This is a genomic window from Lactobacillus sp. WILCCON 0149 (assembly GCF_057197965.1).
Genome location: NZ_JBUBHO010000001.1, coordinates 1,574,641 through 1,590,824, shown reverse-complemented (window position 1 = coordinate 1,590,824; position 16,184 = coordinate 1,574,641). Strand labels below are relative to the sequence as shown.

The following is a 16,184-nucleotide window of genomic DNA, read 5'->3' as shown; positions in this document are numbered from 1 at the left end:
AAGCGCATAAAAAAGCGGCCAGCGTGAAGCTGACCGCTTTTGAGCGTATTGCCGGTTTATTGGGCAGTTAAGTAGTAAATGACTGAGGCTGCCACGCCAAAGAGCGTGATTAAAGCCATCAGAACTACCATGAAATTCTCAATCTTTTGAAATGTCGACTTTTTCTTTTTACGTGCCATAGAAGCCTCCTATATGAGAGTGATTATAACCTTTTTGGCGGCGATTTGCAATTTGCTTGCTGCACTTTAAGAGAAAAATAAAATTACGCGTGGTGCTAGTTGAAGAAGTTGAGTCCATATCTCTGTAGGATGTAGCTGATATTGTAAGTTAGTACGATTATCTCGACGGTTTGTTGGAAACCGTCTGTACTTCTTGCAAGAATATTTTCAATTCCGTAGTACTTTAGTACAGAGAACACACTCTCGATCGTTCGGCGAATTGCCATTAGCTCTCTTTTGTTATGCTGCTTAGCACCTTTCATATTTTTCCGGTAAGGTGTCCACAGTATATAGCCGTTTATCTTGAGAGTATCGTGCAGCTGCTTGCCTATATAGCCTTCATCGCCTAAAATAAAGTGCCCTTCGGGATGGGTAGTGAGAATCAGCTCTTCTGCTTCTTTTGCATCGTGTATTGATGCTTGTGTGATTACATAGCCAAGAACATAACCGTCTTGAGCTACGGCAAAGTGGCCTTTAAAGCCGTAATAGTAAAACTGTTTGGTTGAGTTATAGCCAATGTTGGCAATTCCTTCAAACACTTTAGCTCTGCGGTTTCTGATTGGCTGACACAAAGGCATGGGTAGACTGTCAATGATCATGTACTGATCAGACAGATCGACTCTTGAGTTTAGTTCGTTGACGATCTGAACAGTGATGCCAAGAAGCGCTCTAGCTCTGCGATTGAAACGAGATCTGGAGAGCCCACAAAGTCCCCAACAGCGAGCAAATCTGCGCTGAGAAGATATACCTTCCTCAGCTTGCCAGACAAGTAATGCAATAATTTCGTAGTCTGGAACCTTTACCAGACTGGCATTGCGACGGTGAGTTAACCGAGATGGAGCGTACTTGTAATAAAGTTTCTTGCAGATTTTCGACAAAGTTCGAAATTCCACTTGCAAACGGTGACTATAACGTTTAATCTGTAGTTGGTTCAACATTGTAAGGACTCCTTTCTTTTTTCCAACTAGAGTCTACAATGTTGGACCTTTTTTGTTAAGAAATTGAAACTATATTTCAACTAGCACCACGCGTATAAAATTGTGTTAAACTAGCTAGCAGATGGAGGAAAATTATGCTGATGATATTCTTATTGCCGGTCTTTGGCCTGGCCGCCGCCTACCTGGTCAACTTGATCTGGCCCAAGGCCGCTTTTAGAGGCTACGACGTTATGCCTTTCTTTTTGATCTATGCCTGCCAGCTGATGACCAATTTAAAGGGCGTGCCTTCCTTTTTGCCTGCCGGCTTTCTGCTTTACTTCATATTGATACTGCTGGCCGCAATCAGATGGGCCATGATCAATAAGAACATTTCCCTGGGGAAAATGTTCCGCCAGTTCTGGTCCTATCTTGATGCCTGCAGTTTCTTTTGGTACTGCGGACTGCTTTTGGTCGTTTTAATCTGAATGAGAACTGTCAACCGCCCTTGGCGGCTGGCAGTTTTTTAATTTTTTCGGAAATCTGCTTGTGTTTTTCAGATATTGTGGTTTAAAGTGGGGATTTGTGGTAAATTGTTAACAGAAGGGAGGAGCCTGCCATGTTCATGGGCGAATACCAGCACAATTTGGACGCCAAAGGCCGCTTGATCATTCCGGCAAAGCTGCGCGAACAGATTGGGCCAGCCATGGTTTTGACCCGGGGCATGGAAGGCTGCATTTTTGGCTATCCTTTGACGGAATGGGCCAAGATCGAGGCCAAGCTGGCCAAGCTTCCTTTGACGAAGAAGAACGCGCGGAGTTTTACCCGGATGTTTTATTCGGGCGCCATGGAAGGTGAATTCGACAAGCAGGGGAGAATCAACTTGTCCCCCACCTTGAAGAAGCATGCCGGCCTGGTTAAAGAATGCGTCATTGTCGGCGTCTCCAACCGGATTGAAATCTGGGCCAAGGAGCGCTGGGAAGAGTATTCTGACGAAGCCAATGAAAGCTATGATGAAATTGCGGAAGATTTGGACGATATCGAGTTATAAAGATGGAATTTAAGCATACTAGCGTGTTATTGCACGAAACAATTGACAACCTGGCCCCTCGAAGCGGTGGCACTTACGTAGATGCCACCTTTGGCGGGGGCGGGCATGCAAGATACCTGCTAAGTAAGCTGGATAAAGGAAATCTGATTGGTTTCGACCAGGATCAGTACGCGATTGACACCGCCCAGAGCAATTTCGCTGACTTTTTAAAAGAAGACAGCCAGCCGCGCTTGCAGCTGGTCCACAACAACTTCAGTCACTTAAAAGAAGAACTGGATAAGCTGGGCATCAGCGGCATTGACGGCATCTACTATGACCTGGGTGTTTCATCCCCGCAGCTGGACCAGGCTGAGCGCGGTTTTTCCTACCGTTTTGATGCCAGATTAGACATGCGGATGGACCAGAGCCAGGACTTTGACGCCTACCAGCTGGTCAACCAGTATGACCAAAAGCAGCTGGCTGACGTTCTTTACCGTTATGGCGACGAGAAGTTTTCCCGGCAGATCGCCAGAAAGATCGTTGAAAGAAGACGGGTCAAGCCGATCGAAACTACTTTTGAACTGGTAGAGATCATCAAGGAAGCCATTCCGGCAGCAGCCCGCCGCAGCGGCGGACACCCGGCCAAGAAGAGCTTCCAGGCCATCCGGGTGGAAGTCAACCACGAGCTGGACGTTTTGCAGGCCTCTCTGGAAGAAGCCATCAGCCTGCTTAATCCCGGCGGCCGGATCAGCGTCATTACCTTCCAGTCTTTGGAAGACAAGATCGTCAAGAAAACCTTCAAGAAGTATTCAGAAGTTGAAATTCCCCGCGGGATGCCGGTTGTGCCCGAAGGGATCAAGCCAACTTTACGCCTGGTCAACCGCAAGCCAATTACGGCTAGCGAAGAAGAACTGGCGGAAAACAACCGGTCACACAGTGCAAAATTAAGAGTAGCAGAGAAATTATAAAGAGGACCACAATGGCTGGAAACACAGTTAGAAAATATAATTACGAACCAGAAGAGGAAGCCCGGAAAAGTCCTCGTTTGGTGGTTGACCCGCAGAAGGTGCCGTACTCAGCTTTTGAAAAGCTGCTGGCAGCCTTGGGCCTGCTTGGAGCAGCTGCCTTGATTACCTTGAACGTGTCTGCCAGCGTTTCGGCGACTTACGCCCAGCGGCAGTTAACCAATGTCAAGGAATCAATTACCAAGCAAAAGAACGCAACGGCTGACTTGCAGCAGGAAATTGGCGAGCTATCGTCAAATACCCGCTTGAACAAGATCGCCCAAAGTCAAGGACTGAAGTTGCGTGAAAATAACATTAGGACAATTCGCTAATGAAGAAGACCACTAATTTAAGAAAAATAAAATCCAGAGCACACGGCTATCGCTTTACAGTTGGGAGAATTCTAGAGCTAGTCGTTGCTTTGGTTTTTCTTTTTTTTGCTGGCCGCATGCTCTATCTGTCGATTTCCAAGACCATTGACGGCCAGGACATCAGTAAGAGAACTGCCGCGATTTACCGGCGCAACACTGTTTTGACGGCTAACCGGGGCACGATTTACGATAAAAACGGCCTGGTGATTGCCCAGGACTCCCACACCTACACGGTTTACGCGATTTTGGACAAGACTTATGTCGACTCCAATAAGAAACCGCTCTATGTCAAGGACAAGGAAAAAACAGCTGAAAAGCTGGCCACGGTTTTGCCAATTTCAAAAGCGAAAATCCTCAAGTATCTGAATCCAAAAAACAAGAACACCTTCCAGGTACAGTTCGGGACAGCAGGATCCGGTTTAACCTTGACTGAGAAAAAGAAGATCCAGGCCATGCACCTAACGGGGATCAAGTTCATGGAAACGCCGTCCCGCTTGTATCCAAATGGGGTTTTTGCCTCAAACGTGGTCGGCTACACGGTTTCAAAGACCAATTCCAAGAGCCAGGCGACGGAACTGGAAGGGGTCACGGGGCTTGAAGCCTACTTTAACAAGATCCTCAAAGGGACCAACGGTTATGAGACCAGCATGGTTGACTCCACGGAAAACCAGCTGCCAAGCGGGTCTCATTCCTACAAGGCAGCTAAAGACGGGGACAATCTCTACTTGACGATTGACTCTCAGCTGCAAAGCGCCCTTGAAACCTATATGAGCAAGGTGCAGAAAAACTACAAGCCTAAAGCCATGACAGCGGTTATTGAAGACTTGAAGACCGGGAAGATTCTGGCAGCCTCTCAGCGGCCGACCTTCAACTCCCAGACCAAGGCCGGGATCAGCAAGGCGGGCAGCAACCTCCTGGTCCAGTCCAGCTATGAGCCTGGTTCTGTTTTCAAGATCCTGTCTCTGGCAGCCGCGGTCAACAGCGGCAACTATAATCCAAATGCCTACTACCGGTCAGGGTCAATTACTGTTTCCGGCTCCACCATCTATGACTGGCAGAAGTCCGGCTGGGGGACGATTCCATACTCCCAGGCCTTCCCTCGTTCCAGCAATGTCGGGATGGTCTACTTGGAAAGAAAGATGGGGGCCAAGCTCTGGCGCAAGTACCTCAAGATGTTCCGCATTACCCACAAGACCGGGATCACCCTGCCAGGTGAAGTATCCGGCAGCTTGTCCTTCTCCAGTCCGGTTGACCAGGCGGTAACTTCCTTTGGTCAAGGGGTCACGGTCAACGTCATGCAGATGATGCAGGTTTACAGCGCCCTGGCTAACAACGGGCAGATGGTCAAACCGCAATTGGTGGAAAAAATTACCGATTCTTCCGGCAAGACGGTCAAGAGCTACAAGGTTCAGAAGGTCGGCAAGAAAATTTTTACGACCCAGACCAGAAAAGTAGTCATGCAGAATATGAAGAAGGTTCTGGATGAAAAAATCGGGACGGGCCACACCTACTACATGAAGGGCAAGGACTTCGGGGTCAAGACCGGGACGGCCCAGATCGCCAAGGCAACCGGCGGCTACATGACCGGGGACCGGAACTACATCTTCTCAGTCGTAGGGATTACCCCGACCGACAATCCCCGCTACTGCATTTACTTGACCATGAAGCAGCCAAGCCGTTTAGGCAGCGGGGCAGAAACCATCCTGGCCCAGATCTTCAAGCCGATGATGAGCCGGCTGGTTCTGTTGAACAAGGGTGACAAGTCAGCTTCAGCCGTGGTCAAGGTGCCTAAATTTACTGGCATGACCTACGCCAAGGCTAAGAAGACCGCGACCTCAAACGGCCTCAATCTGGTTCGGCTGGGGACCGGGTCCAAGGTTCTCAGCCAAAAGGCAGCGGCGGGCGAAACGGTATCCGTCGGCAGTACTGTCTTTGTTTTAACCAGCGGCAAGATCACCCTGCCAGATTTGACTGGCTGGAGCGAAAGCAAACTGGAGGCTTATGCCTCCCTGGCTGGAATCAAGCTGCAGCTGTCGGGCAGCGGCAAGGTCAAGTCGCAAAGCCTGGCTGAGGGGACAACTGTTAAATCAGGGACGAAATTGAAAGTAGAGTTAAAGGAGTAATAGATCGATGCAAGCAAGTTTGATTGCTTTTATGATTTCACTGGTATTAAGCGCCTTGCTTTTGCCATGGCTGATTATCTGGATGAGAAGCCACGACGAAGGCCAGCAGATCCGCGGTGAAGGACCAAAGTGGCATGAAAAGAAGTCGGGGACGCCGACCATGGGGGGAACGGTCTTCGTTCTTTCAGCCGCTGTGGCAACGATCGCCATCTGTGCTTATAAGGGCCAGCTGACCAAGACAGTCTGGATTTTGTTAGTTGCCCTTTTGGGTTACGGGGTTATCGGCTTCCTGGATGACGGCTTGAAGCTCTTTTTCAAGCGGAACCTGGGCCTTAGAGCCTGGCAAAAAATGGCCCTGCAGCTGGTCGTAGCCGCCGGGATCGTTTTGCTGGCAGCCAGTGACAACTTTGACTTTGGCCTCTACCTGCCTTTTGCCGGGGTGGTCAAGAACATGGCTCTGTTTACCTTGTTTGAAGTTTTCTGGCTGGTTGGCTTTTCAAACGCCGTCAACCTCTCAGACGGTTTGGACGGCCTGGCAACCGGTCTGTCCTTTATCGCTTACGGAACTTACGCCTGGCTGGCCTTCAAGAGCCAGAACTTTGGCGTTTTGGTCTTCTGTATGGCGGTAATGGGGGGCCTGGCAGCCTTCTTCATGTTCAACCACAAGCCGGCTAAGATCTTTATGGGGGATGCCGGTTCCCTGGCCCTTGGGGGCGGTTTAGCAGCGGTCAGCATCTTCTTGGGCCGGCCATGGTCCTTGCTTTTGATCGGGATCGTCTTTGTCTGCGAAACGGCCAGCGTTATTCTGCAGGTTGCTTCGTTTAAGACGACCGGCAAGCGGATTTTTAAAATGACGCCAATCCACCACCACTTCGAAATGCTGGGCTGGTCCGAATGGAAGGTCGACCTGGTCTTCTGGCTGGTTGGGCTGATTGGCAGCGGAATTTATTTGATGATTTGGGGATAATTAACGATGAAAGAAATCGATAAATATGCTGGTAAAAACATTCTTGTTTTAGGTCTGGGCCGGAGCGGCTTCGCGGTCAGCAAGCTGCTTTTAAAGCTTGGCGCGCGCCTGACTTTAAATGACAAGGCGGACCTTACGGCTGACCCTAAGGCCAAGCAGTTGGCTGACCTGGGCGTCAGAGTAATTGGCGGCAGTCACCCGGTTGACCTTTTTGACCAGGAAAAGTTTGACTACCTGGTCAAGAATCCCGGCATCCCTTACGAGAACCCAATGGTGGCCAAGGCCAGCGAAAAAGGGGTTCCTGTCATCACTGAACCTGAAGTTGCTTTAAGCGCCAGCGAATCACCTTATGTCTGCGTAACCGGGTCAAACGGCAAGACCACTACGGTCATGCTGACCCAGCAGATCATGGACCACTACCTGGCAAAGCAGGGCCACCACGCTTACGCGGTCGGCAACATTGGCTGGCCGATTTCTGAAGTAGTTTTGGACCAGGCCGGCCCAGATGACCTTTTGGTCGTGGAAATGTCCAGCTTCCAGCTGATGGGGGTTACCGACATTGAACCAAAGGTAGCTGCCATCGTTGACATCTACAACAATGTTCACCTGGACTACCATAAGACTTTTGACAACTATGTTGATGCCAAGTTGAACATTGGCCGCTTCCAAAAGGATAGCGACTACTTCCTGGCCAACTTTGACCAAAAAGACATCCTGGCCAAGGAAGAAAAGGCAACCCACGCTAAGATCTTGACTTTCAGCGAAACTGATTCAGCAGCTGACTTCTACATCGGCCAGGACTACTTGATGCATGGCGATGAAAAGATGATGAAGATTGCCGACATCAAGCTGCCTGGGATCCACAACTTGCAGAACTCCCTGGTTGCCATCGGCATCAGCAGCCTGATGGGGGCGGGCAAGGACGACATCGCGGCCGTTTTGTCCACCTTCACCGGGGCTGAACACCGCCTGCAGTACGTGACGACCCTTGACGGGGTCAAGGTCTACAATGACTCCAAGTCAACCAATATCGAGGCTGCCACCGTGGCCATCCAGTCCTTTAAAGAGCCGGAAGTTCTCTTGGCCGGCGGCCTTGACCGGGGCTTTGTCTTTGACTCCCTGATCGATCTGTTTAAAAAGCACGTTAAGGCCATCGTGACCTATGGGGAAACCCGCTACCTGCTGGCTGACGCGGCCAGAAAGGCCGGGATCAAGACTATTGTGGTCGTTGACAACCTGCATGAAGGGGTCAAGGCAGCAGCCAAGCTGGCTGAAGCTGGCGACGTCCTGCTCTTTTCACCGGCCTGCGCTTCCTGGGACCAGTTCAAGACCTTTGAAGAACGCGGCGAATATTTTGTCAAGTATGTAAAAGAATTGGAAGAGAAATAAAATGAGAGTTATTTTTTCTGGTGGCGGCACGGGCGGCCACATTTATCCCATCATGGCCTTGATTGAACGCCTGAAGGAAGAAGGCATCTGCCAAGACGATGAGATTTTGTTCGTCGGCACCAAGAAGGGGCTGGAATCCAAGATCGTGCCAGCCGCCGGGGTCAACTTTAAGACCATTGACATCCAGGGCTTTGACAGAAAGCACCTGCTGAACAATGTTAAGACCATCCAGCTCTTTTTGAAGGCCACCAAGCGGGCCAAGGAAATCCTGGCTGACTTTAAGCCGGACGTTGTCCTGGGCACTGGCGGCTACGTCAGTGGGGCGATCGTTTATGAAGCCAGCAAGATGAAAATCCCGACCATGATCCACGAGTCAAATTCCGTGGTCGGGGTGGCCAATAAGTTCTTAGGCCACTATGTGGACAAGATCTGCTACACTTTTGATGACGCGGCCAAGGAATTTCCGGAAAAAAAGAAGCTGGTCAAGACTGGCAACCCGCGTTCCCAGCAGGTTTTGAGCTTAAACGCCAAGCCTGTTGACCTGGAGGGAGACTTGGGCCTTAACCCGCAGATTCCTACGGTCCTGGTCTTTGGGGGTTCCCGGGGGGCTTTGGCCATCAACCGGGTTATGCTTAAGTCCTTGATGGAGCTGAAGAAGAAGCCTTATCAAGTGATCTGGGCCACTGGTACCTACTACTATGACGCTATTGAGAAAAAGCTGGCTGACGTTGACTACGGCGACTCCATCAAGGTCGTGCCGTATATCGCCAACATGCCAGGCCTCTTGCCGGAAATGACCTGCGTTGTTTCCCGGTCCGGGGCAACCAGTCTGGCTGAATTCACGGCTTTAGGCGTACCGGTGATCTTGATCCCAAGTCCAAACGTCACCCACAACCACCAGATGAAGAACGCCATGGACCTGGAAAAGGCCGGGGCAGCTTTGGTGATTGCTGAAGATGATCTGAACGAAAACACCTTCGTGTCTTCAATTGACCACTTGCTCTTAGACCAAAGCTATGCAGAAAAGATGCGGCAGGCTTCCAAAGCCTTGGGCGTGCCAGATGCCTCTGACCAGGTCATCAAGGTCATGAAGGAAATTGCCAAGAAGAACTGATGAAAAAAGATTAGGAGGAAGCGATGGCTCGCAAACGGATAACCCGCAGAGATCCAGAAGAGGAACTCTCTAAATTTTTACGCCACGAACCTGGCCAGGGGCAGGAAGGGCGGAAATTGTCGAGCCAGCTTACTTCGCTTAAAAAAGAGCGCAGGCGGGGCCTCTTGACCCGGCTGGGCTCGATCATGACCGTCTGCCTTTTGGCCATAGCCTTTTTAGCCTACTACGTTTCGCCTTTGGCTGACGTATCGACGGTCAGGGTGCTCGGAGCCGATGACCTGGATGGCAAAAGCATGGTTGAAGTAGCCCAGATCAAGGCTTCTGACAAGGTGGTCGATGCCTTGCGCAGCCAAAAGAAGATCAGCAAGAAGCTGGCCGCTAAATACCCCGAAGTTGCTTCAGTTACTTTATCAGTTAAGGGTCTGAACACTTTGAACATGCAGGTGCATGAACGGAAAGTGATTGGCTACATCAAGGATGGGTCCAGCTACCGGAAGATTCTCGCCAATGGGGAACTAGGCACCAAGAGCCTGGCTTGGAGCGAGGTGGATCATGATAAGCCGCTCTTTATTGGCTACAGCAAGCAGGTGGCCTTGAAGACCAACCTTAAAATTTTTAACTCTTTTCCTGAATATTTCAAAAAGCAGGTTAAGATGCTGTCTGGCAATACCAGGCGCAAAACCCAGATGATTCTGGTCATGAAAGATGGCAATGTGATAATCGGCAACACTGAGACGATAAAATCCAAGGTTAAGTACTATAACTCGATTAAACAGGATTTGACAACCAACAGTGTCATTGACATGGAAGTCGGTGCCTTTACCCGTCCTTTGACCAGCGCGGAAAAAAAGGCCTACGGCTTGTCTTAATTTTGTATTTTTAAAAAATTATGATATTATCTAAATATTAGAATTGGGGGAAGGAAACTTGGATAATTCAACTTTGTTAGTTGGTCTGGACATTGGGACCACGAGCATCAAAGTCGTTGTTGCCGACGCCGCTCATCAAGAGCTGCAGGTTTACGGGGCAGTTGCCGCGCCAACGCATGGGATGCGGCATGGAAAGATCGTTGATATCGATCAAGTTGCCGAATCTGTCAAGAACGCGATCCAGCAGGTCAGCGAGAAAACCAACAGCAAGATCAACCGAGTGGTGACAGCTTTGCCAGTCAGCATGCTGCAGCTGGAAAATGCGACTGGTCTGGTCAATATTTCTGATTCTGGCAAAGAAGTTGCCAATGAAGACGTGCAACAGGTGATGTATGCCGCCATCAAGGCCGCCAAGAAAAAGGACCGGCAGGCAGTTGCCTTCTTCCCAAGCCGCTTTTTGATTGACGGGGAAAAGGACGTTGACGATCCGCGGACCATGATTGCCCGCTCCCTCTTGGTGCAAGGGCTGGTAATGACGGCGCCGTCAGCGGAGATTCACAACATCAACACGGTTTTGAATCACGCCGGCATCCGGAACAACTTCTTCGTTCCGGCACCAATGGCCGTTTCCAGCGTGGCGCTGGATGAAGCTGAAAGAACCTTTGGGGCAATTCTGCTGGACATGGGCGGCGGCAGCACGACCGCCACGGTTATCCGCGACGGTCAGATCAAGTACGCCACGGTTGACCTAAAGGGGGCAGCTGACATCACTCACGACATTTCCGTGGTTTTGTCAACGACCATGAGCGATGCAGAAGCCTTGAAGCGGGATTATGGCTATGCCGACCCAGACCTGGCTTCTGAAAATGAAAAATTTGCAGTTAAAGCCGTGGGCAAGGACGAAAACAACCTGGTCAGCGAGAAGTATCTTAGTGAGATCATCAACGCCCGCCTGCAGCAGATCCTGCGCCGGGTCGGCCGGGGCCTGTACAACCATGATGCCCTGTCCTTGCCAGCCGGGGTCATCATTACTGGCGGCAGCGCGCTTTTGGCCGGGATCGATGAATTGGTAGCAGCCGACTATGACGTCAAGGCCAAGATCTACCAGCCTGCCCAGATTGGCCTGCGCAACCCGGTTTATTCAGTGGCTTACGGGATCGTCAACTATGCCAACCAGTTGAGCGACATTGGCTACCTGGCCAACACCGTGATTTATCATGATTCAGCTCTTGCTTCCAACGAGCGGCCGGCCAGCGGCGGAAATAGTCAAAAAAATGCTAAAAGAGTGACGCGGAAAGCTGAAAATGACACTGAATTAGCTTATAATAAGACTAAGCATGATGGGGAAGTAGACACAGAAACCCGGCATGAAGAAAAGACTAATAATAACGAAAATAAAAACAAGGGCTTGGCTGCATTTTTCAGAAAGTTCTTTGATTAAGGGTGGTAAACGTAGATGGCTTTGGATTTTACTTTTGATTCAGATGACAACAACAACGCAGTTATCAAAGTAATTGGCGTTGGCGGGGCGGGCGGCAATGCCGTCAACCGGATGATTGAAGACGGCGTGCAGGGCGTCTCCTTCATCGCGGCCAACACCGACGTACAAGCTTTGAACAGCAACAACGCTGAAGTTAAGATTCAGCTGGGGCCGAAACTGACCAGGGGCTTGGGAGCAGGTTCACATCCTGAAACCGGGCAAAAGGCCGCTGAAGAAAGCGAAGAAACGATTGAAGACGCGCTTAAAGGCGCTGACATGATCTTCATCACTGCCGGCATGGGCGGTGGTACTGGTACCGGGGCAGCCCCGGTGATCGCCAAAATTGCCCGGGAAACCGGTGCTTTGACGGTTGGGGTGGTTACCCGCCCATTTAGTTTTGAAGGCCCTAAGCGGTCCAAGAATGCCGCTGACGGGATCGCCAAGCTGAAGGAATACGTTGACACTCTGGTCATCGTTGCCAACAACCGGCTTTTGGAAATCGTTGACAAGAAGACGCCGATGATGGAAGCCTTCAAGGAAGCCGACAACGTCCTCAAACAGGGTGTCCAAGGCATTTCCGACTTGATCACTTCAACCGACTATGTGAACCTGGACTTCGCCGACGTCAAGACGGTCATGGAAAACCAGGGTGCAGCCTTGATGGGGATCGGCCGGGCCAGCGGTGAAAACCGGACGGTGGAAGCAACCAAGATGGCGATCTCCTCACCACTTCTGGAAGTTTCAATTGACGGGGCCAAGCAGGTCCTCTTGAACATCACTGGCGGTCCGGACTTGACCCTGTTTGAAGCCCAGGATGCTTCAGAAATCGTCTCAACTGCTGCCGGCGAAGACGTTAACATTATCTTCGGTACGGCCATCAACCCTAACCTTGGCGATGAAGTCGTGGTTACGGTGATCGCAACTGGGATTGACGACGAAGCTGAAGCAGCTGCGTCTAAGCAGTTGCCAGGCCGCGGCCACCAGGTGAGCGCTCCTAGAGAAAAGCCAGCTGCTCCCAAGATCTTGACTCCAGAAGAAGCAGCTCCAGCTGCTCCAGTGCAAGAAGCTCCAGTTCAAGAAGAAGTCAAGCCGGCCAGCCCGGTTAAGGAAGAGAAGCCAGCCATGATGGACCCAATCAGCGTTTGGGGCCTCAACGACGATGACTACTCAAGACGGCAGAACCCGGAAGAACAGAAGCGGCAGGCTGAAGAAAAAGATGCAAAGCTGGATGCTGATCCGAGCAGCACGATTTCACAAATTGACATCAACACCGATTACGACGACGATGATGATGACGACATTCCGTTCTTCAAGCATCGCCGGGACCGGTAAAGGAGGCAGAATAAATGAACAACAAATTGAAAGACTTTTTCGGCTTCGGCGATAACGATTCCTACGAGGAAAGAGACAGCTACGAAGACCGCTACGAAGAACAAGAAGAGATGCAAAACAGCTACCGGCCAAGCAGCAACCGCGACAGCAATGTCGTATCCATCAAGTCCGGCCAAGCTGGCAGCGGCCCAAGCAAGATCGTTCTTTACGAACCGCGGGTTTACTCTGATGCTAAGGAAGTAGCTCAGAACTTGCTCAACCAAAAGGCGATCATCATCAACTTCAGCCGGATGGACGATGCTTCTGCCCGCCGGGTGGTTGACTTCATCACCGGGACGGTTTACGCCCTCAATGGTGAAATCCAGCGCGTTGGCGACAAGATCTTCCTGGCTACCCCGCCGAAGTTTGAAACTGATGGCAAGATCACTGAACTGCTTGATAAGAAAGATACTTTAGGTTAATGCAAACATTTTTGGTTTTTTTGTACCGGCTGCTCTACTTCATCTGTGAAGCTTACAGCCTCTTGATCATTATTGATGCCTTTATGTCTTGGATTCCGGCGATCAGCGAATCAGCGGTTGGCCGTTGGATTGACCGGATTGTCAACCCCTTTGTCAACCTTTTTAGGCAGGGGCCGATCTTGCGCTTGATCTACGCGACTGGCATTGACATCTCACCGATGATTGCCTTGTTTGTGATCTACTTTGTCCAAAGCGTTGCCTTGGGCTGGCTCTTCAACATTTTAGGGAGGATTTTCCTATGATGGACAAGCGCCAAGCCAGCAGCTTTTACCCACATTTTGCAATTGAAGAAAGACCAACAATTGACCATTTTGTTGGTCTTTTTAATCGCCTTTTGTTTACCGGTCAAGCTGTCTTGACCGACTTCCTGGACCCCCGGCAAAGGCAGATCATGGAGACGATCGCTGGCGGGGAAGCCATCGTGCAGGCTTTTGGCGGCTATGAAGAAGCAGAAAAGTGCCGTCTCTACATTAGTCTTGAATGGGAGAACCTGAAGCCAGATGACTACCAGGTTCAGCTTTTTGAAATTGCCTATCCGCAAAAGTTCGCCAGCCTCCGCCATAGCCAGATTCTGGGCAGCTTGGCCAATTCCGGGGTAAAGACCGGCACCTTTGGCGACATCATTACGGATGGGCAAGGCCGATGGCAGTTTTTCGCGGAAAAAGAACTGGCCGAATTTTTTGCCAGTCAGATCGACCGGATGGGGCCGGTCAAGGTCCGCCTAGAAGAGAAGCCGTTAAAAGACCGCTTAGAAGCAGAAGACAATTCCGAGGCCATTACTGCTGTGGCGTCCTCTATGCGCCTGGACGCGGTTTTAGCGGCTCTAAGCAATAAATCCCGCAGCCAGGTAAAAGAGGCCTTGGAAGCTGGAGAGGTCCGCTTAAACTGGCATGAAGAAATGAGGGGGGAAAGCCTGCTGAAAGTCGGGGACATCTTGAGCCTGCGCCGCTTTGGCCGGGTCAAGCTCTTGTCCGCTCAGCCCAGCAAAAAAGGCCGCCTCCGGCTGGAAGGCCAGTTTTGGCCAGCAAAAAGACAATAAATATTGTCAATAACTTGGGATAATGTCCCGTAAAATTTAAATTATTAGCGGGGAATTTTCCCCGCTATTTTTATGTGAATCTGTGATATCTGTGCGCTTTTTTCTGCTGCTCAATGAACGAAGCACGCTTCCAAGGATGGGACATCGGTGGAATATACTTTTTCCGCGGTTTCTTCTTCTTGGTCTCGAAATCAAGATCTGGAGAGACCTTGGCATTCTTCGGAATCTCGGTCAAGGCGTACACTTTTTCGTCAACGGTGACCAATAACTGGCCATCTAACGCTTGGATAACCAGGCATTTAGTGCCTTTGGCAAAGCAAATAAGCTTGTTTGAGGCATCTGTGGCTTGATAATAGTGATTCTTGTAGGAGATAGCCGAGCCGCTGTCAAACGTACGTGGAGACAGTACTGCCAGCGTGTAGTTGATCTTCTCGCCATTAGGGCTGTCGGCGAAAGCTGACTCAAATTTGCGTACATCCTGCCCAAACTTCTCGTTGAATTTTGGTACAAAAACCTCCCGGAGATACTTGTTGGCACCTTCGATTGTTGTTATGTTGTGGAGCCTCAGTTCGGGCTTTAAACGGCTCTGTACGGTCTGATTCGCCCGTTCTACCATGCCTTTGGCCTGTGAGACGCTAGTGGTTACGATGTCTGTTCCGAGAGTCTTGCAGGCATAACCGAATTGCGTAAGTACATCTTTGTGCTCTGCCTTGGTCTTAGCCGTCTCGTAGTTGAAAACAGTCCGATTATCGGTCTTGAATCTAAGAGGGATACCGTAATCCACCAGAATCTGCTCGTAGACGTGATAGTATGCATTCAGAGTCTCCTGCCAGTCGAAGTAGGCGCCGACCAGGTTGCCTGTGGCGTTGTCTATGGCTAGGTGCAGGTGAGCCTTCTTATCGCCAAACCAGAGCAGGGAAGAGGCATCCATTTGAATTTCCTCACCGAAGTACTTACAGCGCTCGTGACGAGGGTGTGCGTCTTCTAAGGCTACCTGGTGGTCGATAACCTCTTCGGAAACTTTGGTTGCCTGCTTTGGGTGATCCCGGTACCACTTCTTTTTGGCCATTTTCCGCTTAGTTTGCCTCCAAGGCTTTGGCGAAAGGATGTAATTGTCCTTAAGCAGGTTATAGACCTTGGTGTAAGAAACAGAGATGTGCTCAATTTCATCAAGTAGCTCAACGAAGTGAGTCAAGTTGCAGTCTTGATATTTGGTGCGATATAGGGTTACAATTTGGTTGTTAATTTCTGTGGTGAGACAATTAACAGGTAAGCGGCCGGCGTTCCCATGAACAAAGGCCGCTTTTCCTTTGCTTCGATATTGGTTGATCCTTCTGTTCAGCTGTCTAACTGAGATCCCCAAGATAAGGGCAGCTCTCTTCTTGTTTCCGCCGTGATCAACCAGTTCTTTGATGATTCTGTATTGTTCTTCGTACTTCATAGTTAACCTAACTTTCTTCATTGTCCGTAACCTCCGATATATGGAGATTATGCCAGACATTTTCCTCTTTGGGACATTTTTCTCTGTTAACACTTAAGACATTATCACTTGTTAAACACATTTTGGCCAGCAAAAAGACAATAAATATTTGACAAAGGGCCGGTTGATGCCTTAAACTCTTTTACTGTAGATAGAAAACTTTTTTCATTGTTTTTTTATCTCTTACATAATTACGATTAATAAATCAGACTGACAGTCCTGCTTTAAGGCGACCTTAGCGAGTTAATGATGGTGGAAGATTAACACAAGCCGGCGAGCGATCAGCTGCCGATTGGTCTGAACGGGGGCCGGCACGATAAGCCGGCAGGAGTG

General features: G+C 50.0%; 17 protein-coding genes. 14 read left to right on the top strand and 3 right to left on the bottom strand.

Annotated features, from left to right (window positions below; translation table 11 throughout):
• Positions 1-56: 56 nt before the first annotated feature.
• Complete coding sequence (locus ACYVUV_RS07280) at positions 57-179, bottom strand: DUF4044 domain-containing protein (RefSeq protein WP_439774665.1); 123 nt, start codon at positions 177-179, stop codon at positions 57-59.
• Positions 180-274: 95 nt separating this feature from the next.
• Positions 275-1,153, bottom strand: coding sequence for an IS982 family transposase (locus ACYVUV_RS07275; protein ID WP_484499368.1), 879 nt, complete (start codon positions 1,151-1,153; stop codon positions 275-277).
• A 137-nt stretch (positions 1,154-1,290) separates the two neighbouring features.
• On the opposite strand from ACYVUV_RS07275, the gene ACYVUV_RS07270 reads away from it, so the two are divergent.
• The 14 genes from ACYVUV_RS07270 to ACYVUV_RS07205 all read left to right on the top strand — a co-directional run bounded on the left by ACYVUV_RS07270 (position 1,291) and on the right by ACYVUV_RS07205 (position 14,371).
• Complete coding sequence (locus ACYVUV_RS07270) at positions 1,291-1,620, top strand: DUF3397 domain-containing protein (RefSeq protein WP_439776256.1); 330 nt, start codon at positions 1,291-1,293, stop codon at positions 1,618-1,620.
• A gap of 131 nt (positions 1,621-1,751) precedes the next feature.
• Positions 1,752-2,183: a division/cell wall cluster transcriptional repressor MraZ gene (mraZ, locus tag ACYVUV_RS07265; protein WP_003619156.1), complete on the top strand. Its 432-nt coding sequence runs from the start codon at positions 1,752-1,754 to the stop codon at positions 2,181-2,183.
• 2 nt (positions 2,184-2,185) lie between these two features.
• Positions 2,186-3,130, top strand: coding sequence for a 16S rRNA (cytosine(1402)-N(4))-methyltransferase RsmH (rsmH, locus tag ACYVUV_RS07260; protein WP_439776255.1), 945 nt, complete (start codon positions 2,186-2,188; stop codon positions 3,128-3,130).
• A gap of 11 nt (positions 3,131-3,141) precedes the next feature.
• Positions 3,142-3,498 carry a cell division protein FtsL gene (gene ftsL, locus ACYVUV_RS07255; RefSeq protein ID WP_439776254.1) on the top strand — a complete coding sequence of 119 codons (357 nt, stop codon included), beginning with the start codon at positions 3,142-3,144 and terminating at the stop codon, positions 3,496-3,498.
• On the top strand, positions 3,498-5,660 hold the full coding sequence (locus ACYVUV_RS07250) for a peptidoglycan D,D-transpeptidase FtsI family protein (RefSeq protein WP_439776253.1): 2,163 nt from the start codon (positions 3,498-3,500) through the stop codon (positions 5,658-5,660). Before ftsL ends, ACYVUV_RS07250 begins: the two co-directional genes overlap by 1 nt.
• 7 nt (positions 5,661-5,667) lie before the next feature.
• On the top strand, positions 5,668-6,627 hold the full coding sequence (gene mraY / locus ACYVUV_RS07245) for a phospho-N-acetylmuramoyl-pentapeptide-transferase (RefSeq protein ID WP_484499231.1): 960 nt from the start codon (positions 5,668-5,670) through the stop codon (positions 6,625-6,627).
• 6 nt (positions 6,628-6,633) lie between these two features.
• Positions 6,634-8,016: a UDP-N-acetylmuramoyl-L-alanine--D-glutamate ligase gene (murD, locus tag ACYVUV_RS07240; RefSeq protein WP_439775580.1), complete on the top strand. Its 1,383-nt coding sequence runs from the start codon at positions 6,634-6,636 to the stop codon at positions 8,014-8,016.
• Position 8,017: 1 nt separating this feature from the next.
• Positions 8,018-9,130, top strand: a complete 1,113-nt coding sequence (gene murG, locus ACYVUV_RS07235; protein WP_439775581.1) for an undecaprenyldiphospho-muramoylpentapeptide beta-N-acetylglucosaminyltransferase — start codon at positions 8,018-8,020, stop codon at positions 9,128-9,130.
• A gap of 23 nt (positions 9,131-9,153) precedes the next feature.
• Positions 9,154-9,999, top strand: coding sequence for a cell division protein FtsQ/DivIB (locus ACYVUV_RS07230; RefSeq protein ID WP_439775582.1), 846 nt, complete (start codon positions 9,154-9,156; stop codon positions 9,997-9,999).
• Positions 10,000-10,057: 58 nt separating this feature from the next.
• Positions 10,058-11,440, top strand: a complete 1,383-nt coding sequence (gene ftsA, locus ACYVUV_RS07225) for a cell division protein FtsA (protein WP_439775583.1) — start codon at positions 10,058-10,060, stop codon at positions 11,438-11,440.
• Positions 11,441-11,455: 15 nt separating this feature from the next.
• A complete protein-coding gene (ftsZ, locus tag ACYVUV_RS07220; protein ID WP_439775584.1) occupies positions 11,456-12,811 on the top strand; it encodes a cell division protein FtsZ in 1,356 nt (451 codons plus the stop codon).
• 14 nt (positions 12,812-12,825) lie between these two features.
• Positions 12,826-13,272 carry a cell division protein SepF gene (locus ACYVUV_RS07215; protein WP_439775585.1) on the top strand — a complete coding sequence of 149 codons (447 nt, stop codon included), beginning with the start codon at positions 12,826-12,828 and terminating at the stop codon, positions 13,270-13,272.
• Positions 13,272-13,574, top strand: coding sequence for a YggT family protein (locus ACYVUV_RS07210; protein WP_300615333.1), 303 nt, complete (start codon positions 13,272-13,274; stop codon positions 13,572-13,574). The genes ACYVUV_RS07215 and ACYVUV_RS07210 overlap by 1 nt, the downstream gene beginning before the upstream one ends.
• Positions 13,574-14,371 carry a YlmH family RNA-binding protein gene (locus ACYVUV_RS07205; RefSeq protein WP_439775586.1) on the top strand — a complete coding sequence of 266 codons (798 nt, stop codon included), beginning with the start codon at positions 13,574-13,576 and terminating at the stop codon, positions 14,369-14,371. Before ACYVUV_RS07210 ends, ACYVUV_RS07205 begins: the two co-directional genes overlap by 1 nt.
• 70 nt (positions 14,372-14,441) lie before the next feature.
• Here ACYVUV_RS07205 and ACYVUV_RS07200 read toward each other — a convergent pair whose 3' ends face one another.
• Positions 14,442-15,833, bottom strand: coding sequence for an ISNCY family transposase (locus ACYVUV_RS07200; protein WP_484499230.1), 1,392 nt, complete (start codon positions 15,831-15,833; stop codon positions 14,442-14,444).
• Positions 15,834-16,184 lie beyond the last annotated feature (351 nt).

What these genes read in the sequence shown, in the direction of transcription:
- ACYVUV_RS07280 (WP_439774665.1), bottom strand. Translation starts at nt 179, where the DNA reads ATGGCACGTAAAAAGAAAAAGTCGACATTTCAAAAGATTGAGAATTTC.
- ACYVUV_RS07270 (WP_439776256.1), top strand. Translation starts at nt 1,291, where the DNA reads ATGCTGATGATATTCTTATTGCCGGTCTTTGGCCTGGCCGCCGCCTAC.
- mraZ (WP_003619156.1), top strand. Translation starts at nt 1,752, where the DNA reads ATGTTCATGGGCGAATACCAGCACAATTTGGACGCCAAAGGCCGCTTG.
- rsmH (WP_439776255.1), top strand. Translation starts at nt 2,186, where the DNA reads ATGGAATTTAAGCATACTAGCGTGTTATTGCACGAAACAATTGACAAC.
- ftsL (WP_439776254.1), top strand. Translation starts at nt 3,142, where the DNA reads ATGGCTGGAAACACAGTTAGAAAATATAATTACGAACCAGAAGAGGAA.
- ACYVUV_RS07250 (WP_439776253.1), top strand. Translation starts at nt 3,498, where the DNA reads ATGAAGAAGACCACTAATTTAAGAAAAATAAAATCCAGAGCACACGGC.
- mraY (WP_484499231.1), top strand. Translation starts at nt 5,668, where the DNA reads ATGCAAGCAAGTTTGATTGCTTTTATGATTTCACTGGTATTAAGCGCC.
- murD (WP_439775580.1), top strand. Translation starts at nt 6,634, where the DNA reads ATGAAAGAAATCGATAAATATGCTGGTAAAAACATTCTTGTTTTAGGT.
- murG (WP_439775581.1), top strand. Translation starts at nt 8,018, where the DNA reads ATGAGAGTTATTTTTTCTGGTGGCGGCACGGGCGGCCACATTTATCCC.
- ACYVUV_RS07230 (WP_439775582.1), top strand. Translation starts at nt 9,154, where the DNA reads ATGGCTCGCAAACGGATAACCCGCAGAGATCCAGAAGAGGAACTCTCT.
- ftsZ (WP_439775584.1), top strand. Translation starts at nt 11,456, where the DNA reads ATGGCTTTGGATTTTACTTTTGATTCAGATGACAACAACAACGCAGTT.
- ACYVUV_RS07215 (WP_439775585.1), top strand. Translation starts at nt 12,826, where the DNA reads ATGAACAACAAATTGAAAGACTTTTTCGGCTTCGGCGATAACGATTCC.
- ACYVUV_RS07210 (WP_300615333.1), top strand. Translation starts at nt 13,272, where the DNA reads ATGCAAACATTTTTGGTTTTTTTGTACCGGCTGCTCTACTTCATCTGT.
- ACYVUV_RS07205 (WP_439775586.1), top strand. Translation starts at nt 13,574, where the DNA reads ATGGACAAGCGCCAAGCCAGCAGCTTTTACCCACATTTTGCAATTGAA.
- ACYVUV_RS07200 (WP_484499230.1), bottom strand. Translation starts at nt 15,833, where the DNA reads ATGAAGAAAGTTAGGTTAACTATGAAGTACGAAGAACAATACAGAATC.